We start from the raw sequence: 8901 nt of genomic DNA, 5'->3' as shown, positions 1-8901 counted from the left end.
ATTTTTTTACACAAACTCTCAAAAGCAACAATTCCAAGGCCTTCCAGGCATTTTGCTAGCGCAAAAAAAGTTGAATTTCCTATATAATAAAAAAAGCAATTACTTTCTTTGCATATATAAAGTATTCGGAAAAAACCCAAATTTCGAGTAAAACCTTATTGTGGATTCATTTTCCTGTGATACTGTTACCCCAATAACTTTACAGTGTTTTTCATTCATCCATTCTATGTGCTTATCTACAAGTTTCTTTCCTATTCCATTACCTCGGTACTTCTCATCAACGTGAAGTGATTGTATCTCCCCCATACCATCAATTGCTGTTGTTATACAATACCCAATGTAATCATCATTTCTTTTGACAACTGATATTTTCATTGTATCCTCATTAAATACAGCAAAAGCTTTAATTCTCTCTTCAAAGTTCATTGAGCGATAAGATTCCTTAAAGTATTCTGAACTAGTCTCATGATACTGTCTATTTTTTTCCCAAAGATCTTTAATTGCTTCAACTTCATCATAAGTAATATCAAAAATATTATTCATGTTTATCCCCCTTCCCTAATCTTATTTTAATTCATGATTATACTTAAAAGTTCTTCTAATTTAAACACTGAATTAGTTTTGTATAGCTCTGATAAAGTTCCTACATTTTCCTCTAAGTGTTCAATGTCTTTAGAATACATATGCATTATATCCACTGCATCTTCCTCAGAAACCTCACCTTTTTGTGTCCATTTAAATACAAACAATTCCTTAATCATTAAATAACTCACCACTGCTGTATTTACCTTAGCAGTTACATCATAATCAAAAACAGCCTTCATAAAGTATCTAAATATAAAGTACACAAGTAGATTTTCAAATTTATACAAGTTATCTTCATAATACTCATTGAACTCTTTATGTTTATCTAAATAAAACTGTTTCTTATTCTCACCTTTCCAAAAACATGTTAAAACCTCATCTAACCCCAAAGGATCATTAGGATTTATATGTTTTAATTCTTTAAAAACTTTAAAGAATTCCTCCATGTTATGGTACTTAACATTCCCATTGCTTTTAAATCTATCTAAGCTATTTATGAAATCCTCTATAAAATCCTTATCTAAAAATTTCTCCATAACTGCTTTTATTACCATTAGGTTATCTTTATCTATTAACTTTTGAACTTCATCAGTAAATTTAAGAACTAAGGAAATTCTATGCTCTAGCTTAATATTACGATTTTGAAGAATATGAAAAATTACTCTTCTACATTGTATAAGATTCATAAAAAGTAGAGCATCAATATCATTGTAAGAAGTGATGTCTTCCTCAATTTCACTTACTTCAAACTCCACTTTTTTATTATGTGTTAATATTAATCTTGCTGCTTCTGGACATGATAGAGATATACCTATCTCACGAAGACTTCCGAATTCCTCTATATGTCTTGGATACATTTTGCAGGTATAGCAAAGACTATCCTCCCCAAGATTTGCATATATATCGCACATTTTATTTTCATTTAAAAAGGCACAGTTATCCCCTTTTAAAGTAAATATCTTTTCCTTCTCACGGTGTATTATCTCACTTCTTAACCTGTGCCCAAAATCCCCTTGGGCGTTTTCATACTTTTTATAGGCTTCCTCATCAATTACAATTTCCCAACCAGCACAACAGGTATCTTCGCACTGTGAGGCTATGCATTTAAATTCCTTTAAATAATCTGGTACTCTAAGTTTCATCTTTTATACCTATCCTTTATATTTTAAATTTAATAGTCAAATTAATTTTTCATTAGCTTTAGAAGGAACTTTACCTTGAACAAAATAATCTTTGAAAACAAAGAGATTTTGTAACTAAATTTTTTCAACCAAAAATATTTTGTTAAGAAATAAATTCTTGCTATAACAATTATGCTTTGTCGGAATGTTTAAATCTTATCTAAGTCTCTCTCCCTAATCTTGTTAAAACTCTAAACGGATGAAAGGTTTATCCTTCCAAAAGGACTTCTAAGTCATTATATAATTTTAGTACCAATTGAAGATATCATCAAGTACCTAAGAGTCTAATGAAGAATTTTATGATAATCCCTTTCTTAAAATACAGCCAATATTCTGTTCTTATATGGTTGATACAAGCCACCATTTTTACATTTCTCTGACTTTGCTCGCAATGCTAAGCCTTCTTGAACTCTTGGTTTGAACTTTAACACAATTTTTTGTAGACTATGGGATATTGCTTAATTAAGGTATGTTCAAAAGGTAATAAGTCAGTACTCTTGTCTAAGTGAAAATATCCTTCACATCTCTGACTTGCTATTTATTTTCAGATGCCTAATTAGTCTTATGAAAATTTTCAACTAAAATACTTACGGGCCTCCACAATAGATTATTAAAAATCATAAAATAGTTAGCGAAGATAATGTTCAGAATATTTCAAAACAAGTGTTTACAAAGACACATATTGTGCATATAATAAAAATATATTACTCGATAAAATTTATTTTATCGATAAAATAAATTTGAGGTGAATTATGCGAAAAGAAAAAGTATTATGTACATTAGAAGAAATAAAGGTGATTTCCGACCCTTTCAGATTTAAAATACTAGTTTTATTTAATGAAGAAAGTGGCTCTTTAACAGTAAAGCAAATGGCAGTGAAACTTAAGGAAGTACCTTCAAAGGTCCATTATCACGTGAAGGAACTAGAGAGAATCGGAGTTTTAGAAATTGTTGAAACAAAAGAAAAAGGTGGCATTATAGAGAAGTTCTATCTTCCCACAGCGGAAATATTTAAAATAAAAAAAGATATTGGGATACTTGAGGAAGACGAATATGAAAAAGCAAGTGAAAATTTGATTTCCATAATGCATGAAGATTTTTTGGAATCAATGAAAAGTAAAACTAAAGGTGAAAAGAAGCAATTAAACTATGGATTAACTTACTTAACAGATGAGGAAGTAGAAGAGCTTACTGAGCTTATTACAGGGTATATGAAAGATAAGGAACAAAGAGAGAATGCTAAACCTTATATGTTTGGCTATGCATTATTTAGAAAGCATGATCATGAGGGGGACATAGGAAATGGAAGCGAAAGTTGAAGTAAGTAAAAAGAATGGGTTTTTAGTTTTAAAAGAATACCCTGATTTTTTAAAAGTATGGATAGGTAGAACAATATCCAGGTTTGGGGATGCCCTGGATGGGATAGCTTTTATGTGGCTTATGTATAAACTTACAGGATCTACACTTTTGATGGGATCAGTAATGGCAGTTAGTGCTGTACCTTCATTATTTGGAATGGCTGCAGGGGTTTTTGTGGATAGAATGGATAAAAAGAAAGTGATGGTGTTAATGGATTTCTTTAGAGGTATTTCCACAGCCATAATTGCAATTCTATTCATAGTAGATAGCTTACAGGTGTGGCAACTTTTTGCCTTTGCCTTTTTCAATTCAATTTGTGAGGTGTTCTCCTCCCCTGCCCGTTCTAGTGCAATGCAGGTGTTGATTAAAAAAGAACACTACCTTACAGCAAACTCCTTAAGTCAAGCCTCAGGTGCCATTGCTGAAATCTTAGGTATGGGAGTTGCAGCTGCCATAATTGGGCTTTGGGGCGTAGGGGCTGCAATTTTAATAGATGCGGCAACCTTTATAATATCAGGCATAACTGCTTTAATTGCAAATATAGAAAAAGTTATAAGTAGTACTGACAAGCTTAATTTTTCTAAGTTCTTTAGAGAACTCTTTGAAGGGTTAAAGGTTATAAAGTCAAATTCACTAATTTTTATTAATATGATAATTGGTGCAGCTATAAACATTCTTTTGGCTCCCTTTAATGTGCTTATGCCAGTGTATTCTGATAAAATCTTAAACTCTGGAGAACAAGGCTATAGCATAATGGGAATAGGTATAATGGTAGGAACTGTACTAGGTTCACTAATTGTGGGTCAGATAGGTCATAAATTTAAGAAAAGTACTGTTGTAATAACTGGTTTTTTAGTTTTTGCAGGAAGTATTATAGCACTTGGCTTTGTTAACACTTTATTTTTAGCTGTAATTTTTAGTGCTACCATGGGAGCTTGTCTACCAGTAATTTCTGCAACGGGTATGTCTGTAATACAAACTCATACCCCAAAAGAAAAGATGGGAAGAGTTATTTCCACCATGCAAACTATTGGTTTAATTGGAATGCCAGTGGGCTTTGCAGCCTCAGGAATTATAGGTGAAAGTCTAAATGTGCAGTATACATTCATAGCCATTGGAGTAATTATGCTTATTATTTGCTTGCTCCCTCTTTTTAATAAAGAGTTTAGAAGCAATTAAAATATCCTTCACAAAAAAATTTAAGCATTGTTTGAAGCTTTTTAAAAATACCTTTGAAACCCCCAGTCTAAATGGTAGAATTATACATATACAAATTTTATGAAAGTATATGCACAATGGTTTAGTTTATGGGGGGAATACATATGATAATTAAAACTACCTACGGAAAACCAATATATGACTTTTTAAATAAAAATAAAATTATTAATCTTAACCTAATTGGTTTTTTAGAAAATGTACCTGATGCTGAAGTTTATGTTGATAATGAAGTCAATCCTACTGGAGTTGTAGCAAGAAAGGATTATTTTAGCAGCTTATACACTGAAAATGATGATTTTCTTAATGAAGTTCTTGATACCTTGTATAAAGAGGATGGCTTCTATGGCTTCAGAGCAGTACACAGGCCTATAGCTGAAAAAATAAGAAGTAAATTCACCGTTAATTGGGAAAGCTTGAATGCACTTTATTATTATCCTGAGAAGAAAGTTGATTTAAGTAGAATTAAAAGTCAAGTTAGACCAATTGATATAAAAGATGCAGAGATTATAAACCATTACTACACCTACAAAGATGAGATAAGCCTTGACAAAATAAAAGATGATATCGAAAATAGACCTTCTTCTGCCATATATGTTGATGGTGACGTTGCTTCCTGGGTACTTATTCATAACGATAATTCAATGGGTATTATGTATACTAAGGAAGAATATAGAGGAAGAGACTATGCAGAACAGGTTACCCTTGACCTTACAAATAAGATATTAGAATCAGGTCATGTGCCCTTCCTTACAATTGTAGATGGAAACAACATGTCTCCAGGACTTGCAAAAAAGTGTGGGTTTATACATGAAGGAGTTTACACCGATTGGTTTGGAATAATATCTGGAACTCCCAAAGTTTTTATAGATTGGTATGATGAGTGTGATAAAAAGTTCCAAGAAGCTACTAAAACCTTAAGAGAAGAATTGCCAGCTATCACTGAAGATACCCACTGCTTGTATATTCTTAATGGAAATGAAAGTGGCTCCATAGAAGTCCCAGAAGGTTTCAAAACTGAAGTTGCTGAAACCATGGAAAAAAAGCATATTTGGTGTGCTACCCTTGCAGAAGGACTAGATATCAACGTTGATAAAAAAAGTGAATTCCTTGAAAAATTAATGGAAATTGTATCTAATGAAAATTATGAATTTAAGTTGATTTTAGGAACTATTAATGGAAAGCCAGTTTCTACTGCAGCCTTTTTAAGATTATATGATGATCTTTGCGGTATATATATGGTTTCAACTACTGAAAAGGCTCATAAGGATGAAATTATTGGAGTGACCTTAACAGAAGGACTTAAAAAGGTAAAAGAATATGATATGTACTTATGTTTCCTTAATTCAGTTGAATCTGAATTTGAACTATACAATAAAGTTGGCTTTATTCCCTGTGACATTAGCAAAGAAGAGAAACAATAAAATATCATTTAGTAATCTCTCTAAAAGGTTCGGTGACTGAAGTACGACTTCTCACTGAACTTTTGCGCGTTGGTATATTTTCGTATATGAATATACAATACTATTTCTATATAAAAGATAACTTTAGATTACTTATATTAAAGAAAATTCATAATAGAATTAGCTATATTAATGAAGAAACTTTATTTTATTATATATAACTAAAATGGCTTATCTCCCTGAGATAAGCCATTAAATTTTATTCATTTTCTCTTTTCATTTTTAAAATGATTCTTTGTATACTTTTCATAGATAAAAAGTACATTTCAGAAAGTAACTTTATAGATACACCTTCTTGGTACTTCTTATAGATATTTAAATTTCTATCAGAGGTTTCCTTTTTACTCTTAGTAGTTTCTCCCCAGGCTTTTCTACTGCCTTCCCTTTTAGGTATATAAATATATTCACCCTGAACATATTTTTGAATTAAATCTAATATTTCCTCAGGTAACACCTCTGTTGCCTTTACATAGCTCATTTATATGCTCCTCCTAAATATAGTTTTTCTTTAGGATTGAGCAAAGGCTATTTTTAATAATGAACGAGTTCATTTTATTAACAACTTCAGAAACAAATTTACACTGTCAATAAAGTATCTTTATTAGCTAAACAACTATGCCTTAAAGAAGATTTTAGGCTTGAAGCTTCTAAACTGTTGTTAACCATTAATTTTTACGCAATAGCCTTTGCTACGCATAAATAACATATTTCCTCATACAATATATTCCCCCTCTTGTCTGCTAGCTATATTAAACCCAATGTAGCTAAGTTTCATTATTCTCATAGTTATATAATAGCATAAACTCTCTTATATGGTAAATATATGCCCCAGGATTTATCTTCTCATACATTTTAAATTAAGGTTTCATGAAAAAGTAGAAATCATATCTTTAATATCCAAATTATAAATTGTATAGATAGCCACATCAAAACTAAAGGTAAAATCAAATATTTAAATAGATTTAAGGCTAAAATACTTTAAATTCCCTCATGAAAATCCTTTAGCTGCTAAGGCTTAACCATACTTCCATAACTCCATCAAACTCATTACTGAGCTCTTCTTTCCTCGAGTACAACTTACTAAGCTCCTCATAGTGTAGTTTTGAGTTAGTCATAAGCAAGTCAATCTCTTGTATTTCTCTTTCAAGGTTTTGAATTCTTGTTTCAACTTTAGCTTTTTCAAATTCATTGTTCTTAGATTCATCACCCTTTATTGGCTTATTAACCTTTTTACTCTTTTTCCTTGTATTATCACTCTTTAATTTCACGGCTTTATCAGACTTTTCAACTTCGTTGTTTACAGTTTTAAGCCTTAATTCTTCTTTAGTTTCTTTATAGTAATCATAATTACCAAGGTAATTTTTAAAACCCTTATCTTCAATAGCAATTATTCTTTCCCCTATTTTATTAATAAAATATCTATCATGAGATATAAATAATATTGTTCCCTTAAAGTCTTCAAGAGCTTCTTCAAAAGTTTCTATTGAGTCTATATCAAGATGGTTAGTGGGCTCATCTAATATCAATAAGTTTACATCTTCATATAACAACATACCAAGTTTTAGCCTTATTCTCTCTCCACCGGATAGATGCTTTACTTTTTTAAACACACTCTTTCCATAAAACATGAATTTAGATAAATATTCACGGGCTTTTCCTTCTAGTATTGAAATATTGTCTCTGAAGCATTCAAGCACAGTAAGTTCCTCATTTTTAAAGATGATTTTCTGTGGCAAATAAGCAACTTTTACATTAGCACCTAATTCCACAACCCCACTATCTGGCTGTTCTTCGCCTAAAAGCATTTTCAGAAAAGTGGTTTTTCCACTACCATTTGGGCCAATTAATGCTGCTCTTTCACCAAAGCTAATAAATAAATCTACATTGTTTAAAATTATCTTCTCATCAAAAGCTTTAGTAAGTCCTTCTGCCTTAATTGTTTCATTACCTGATCTTTCAGTTTCCTTAAAGTTAAGCTTCATATTACTTCTATCAAACTTAGGTTTTTCAGTTCTTACATATTGTCCTCTTGTTCGATAATACTTGTCACTTTCAATATCACTGTTTTTCATTTTATCAAGCTTTTTTTGTAAGCTGGCAGCTCTTTTAAAAAACTTATTATTATCTACTCTATTTGCCCAGTCCCTTAACTCCTTTATAGTGTTTTGTAAGGACTTAATCTCCTTTTCCTGTTCCTTATATTTATGAAATTGCTCAAGCAGATTCTCTTCTTTTTGCTTAGAAAAATCAGAGTAATTTCCTTTATAGGTCTTACTCTCCATATCCTCTATTTCAACAATTTTGGTTACTATATTATCTAAAAAATATCTGTCGTGAGATACGATAATTACTATCCCCTTGTAGCTCTTAAGGTAACCTTCAAGCCATTCAATAGAATCCATATCCAGATGATTTGTAGGCTCATCTAATAGTAATATATCTGGATTATCAATGAGGAGTTTACCTAGAAGAACCCTAGTTTTTTCACCACCACTTAATAAATTAAATTCCTTATTCAAAAAGCTTTCATCTAAATTCAACCCTGTACAAATCTTACCTAACTTTTCTTCAGTATTGTATCCACCTTTAACCTCACATAATTCAACTAAATCGCTATACTGCTTCAAGGCTTTATCTAAAATATCTGCTTCTAAAACCTTCATTTTTTCTTCTAATTCACGAAGTTTGCCCTCTATGGCGTAAACCTCATGAAAAGCTAGCTTTAAAACATCAATAACTTTTGCACCATCTTCATATTTAGGTACTTGTTCAAGATATGCACAAGTAGCTTCTCTTGGCACACAAACAAAGCCTTCATCATATCCATAGCTTGAGGTTTGAGGATATCCTGGATAATAATTCATTTTCTCTACTCCAGCTATTAGCTTAAGAATAGTACTCTTTCCACTTCCATTGACTCCTACAATTCCAACCTTCTCTCCTTCATACACTTGAAAATTGATATCTTTAAGGACAAGTGTTGCATCCATATATTTTTTTACACCATTTAACGATAATTCAAACATAAAAAATCCCTTCTTTACATATACTATTTACTTTTATTCTCTTTATGAATAAGCAAAGAACTTTCCAAATTT

Annotated in this window: 7 protein-coding genes; 3 read left to right on the top strand and 4 right to left on the bottom strand. The window is 31.2% G+C overall.

Annotation, left to right across the window (positions count from 1 at the left end):
- Nucleotides 1-99: 99 nt before the first annotated feature.
- Nucleotides 100-543, bottom strand: coding sequence for a GNAT family N-acetyltransferase (locus J2Z44_RS06815; protein ID WP_021283777.1), 444 nt, complete (start codon nt 541-543; stop codon nt 100-102).
- A 26-nt stretch (nt 544-569) separates the two neighbouring features.
- Nucleotides 570-1727, bottom strand: a complete 1158-nt coding sequence (gene fliB, locus J2Z44_RS06810; RefSeq protein ID WP_021283778.1) for a flagellin lysine-N-methylase — start codon at nt 1725-1727, stop codon at nt 570-572.
- A gap of 791 nt (nt 1728-2518) precedes the next feature.
- Here fliB and J2Z44_RS06805 point away from each other — a divergent pair.
- The 3 genes from J2Z44_RS06805 (at nt 2519) to J2Z44_RS06795 (ending at nt 5764) form a co-directional block, all read left to right on the top strand.
- Nucleotides 2519-3085 (top strand): helix-turn-helix domain-containing protein, encoded by a 567-nt coding sequence (locus J2Z44_RS06805; RefSeq protein WP_021283779.1) that lies wholly within the window; start codon nt 2519-2521, stop codon nt 3083-3085.
- Nucleotides 3069-4304 (top strand): MFS transporter, encoded by a 1236-nt coding sequence (locus tag J2Z44_RS06800; RefSeq protein WP_209649436.1) that lies wholly within the window; start codon nt 3069-3071, stop codon nt 4302-4304. The genes J2Z44_RS06805 and J2Z44_RS06800 overlap by 17 nt, the downstream gene beginning before the upstream one ends.
- Nucleotides 4305-4447: 143 nt before the next feature.
- Nucleotides 4448-5764, top strand: a complete 1317-nt coding sequence (locus J2Z44_RS06795) for a GNAT family N-acetyltransferase (protein ID WP_209649435.1) — start codon at nt 4448-4450, stop codon at nt 5762-5764.
- A gap of 238 nt (nt 5765-6002) precedes the next feature.
- Here the strand turns inward: J2Z44_RS06795 and J2Z44_RS06790 are convergent, their stop codons facing one another.
- Both J2Z44_RS06790 and abc-f read right to left on the bottom strand, forming a co-directional pair.
- Nucleotides 6003-6281 (bottom strand): CD3324 family protein, encoded by a 279-nt coding sequence (locus J2Z44_RS06790; protein WP_021283783.1) that lies wholly within the window; start codon nt 6279-6281, stop codon nt 6003-6005.
- A 523-nt stretch (nt 6282-6804) separates the two neighbouring features.
- Nucleotides 6805-8829, bottom strand: a complete 2025-nt coding sequence (gene abc-f, locus J2Z44_RS06785; RefSeq protein WP_021283784.1) for a ribosomal protection-like ABC-F family protein — start codon at nt 8827-8829, stop codon at nt 6805-6807.
- Nucleotides 8830-8901 lie beyond the last annotated feature (72 nt).

Origin of the sequence: Clostridium punense (assembly GCF_017874425.1) — a bacterium.
GTDB classification, from domain to species: domain Bacteria; phylum Bacillota; class Clostridia; order Clostridiales; family Clostridiaceae; genus Clostridium_J; species Clostridium_J punense.
This window is presented reverse-complemented; position numbering and strand designations above follow the sequence as displayed.